The organism is Variovorax sp. Soil_C_12 (assembly GCF_057657375.1).
In genome coordinates this window covers 1-1192 of sequence record NZ_JBDGIO010000041.1, presented here as the reverse complement: position 1 = coordinate 1192, position 1192 = coordinate 1, and the positions used below count along the sequence as shown (strand labels likewise).

General features: G+C 65.4%; 1 protein-coding gene. It reads right to left on the bottom strand.

Going from position 1 to position 1192, the window contains the following annotated elements; genetic code table 11:
- Nucleotides 1-1188 (bottom strand): elongation factor Tu (gene tuf, locus AC3A6X_RS36370; protein WP_487846711.1); only part of this gene is annotated, 1188 nt, incomplete at its 3' end.
- Between the last annotated feature and the right edge of the window lie 4 nt (nucleotides 1189-1192).

The following is a 1192-nucleotide window of genomic DNA, read 5'->3' as shown; positions in this document are numbered from 1 at the left end:
GTCGAGGATCTTCGCCACGACGCCCGAGCCCACGGTGCGGCCGCCCTCGCGGATGGCGAAGCGCAGGCCTTCTTCCATGGCGATGGGGTTGATCAGCTTCACCGTGATGGACACGTTGTCGCCGGGCATGACCATCTCCTTGTCCGTGGGCAGCTCGATCGCACCGGTCACGTCGGTGGTGCGGAAGTAGAACTGCGGACGGTAGTTGTTGAAGAACGGCGTGTGACGCCCGCCCTCGTCCTTGCTCAGCACGTACACCTCGGCGGTGAAGTGAGTGTGGGGCTTGATGGAGCCCGGCTTGCACAGCACCTGGCCGCGCTCGACTTCTTCGCGCTTGGTGCCGCGCAGCAGCACGCCGACGTTGTCGCCGGCCTGGCCCTGGTCGAGCAGCTTGCGGAACATTTCCACGCCGGTGCAGGTGGTCTTCTGGGTCGGGCGGATGCCGACGATCTCGATTTCCTCGCCGACCTTGATGACACCGCGCTCGACGGCGCCGGTCACCACGGTGCCGCGGCCGGAGATGGAGAAGACGTCTTCCACGGGCATGAGGAAGGTGCCGTCCACGGCGCGCTCGGGCGTGGGGATGTAGGTGTCCAGGGCCTCGGCCAGCTTCATGATGGAGCCTTCGCCGAGCTCGCCCTTGTCGCCTTCCAGGGCCAGCTTGGCCGAGCCGTGGATGATGGGGGTGTCGTCACCGGGGAACTCGTACTTGTCGAGCAGCTCGCGCACTTCCATCTCGACGAGCTCCAGCAGCTCCTTGTCGTCGACCATGTCGCACTTGTTCAGGTAGACGATGATGTAGCCCACACCCACCTGGCGCGCCAGCAGGATGTGCTCGCGGGTCTGGGGCATGGGGCCGTCGGCAGCGGAGCACACGAGGATGGCACCGTCCATCTGGGCGGCGCCGGTGATCATGTTCTTGACGTAGTCGGCGTGGCCGGGGCAGTCGACGTGGGCGTAGTGGCGGTTGGCCGTCTCGTACTCGACGTGCGCGGTGTTGATGGTGATGCCGCGCGCTTTTTCTTCAGGCGCCGCGTCGATCTGGTCGTAGGCCTTGGCTTCACCGCCGAACTTGGCCGACAGCACGGTCGCAATGGCCGCCGTCAGGGTGGTCTTGCCGTGGTCCACGTGACCGATCGTGCCCACGTTCACGTGCGGCTTCGTGCGGGTGAATTTTCCTTTTGCCATTTTC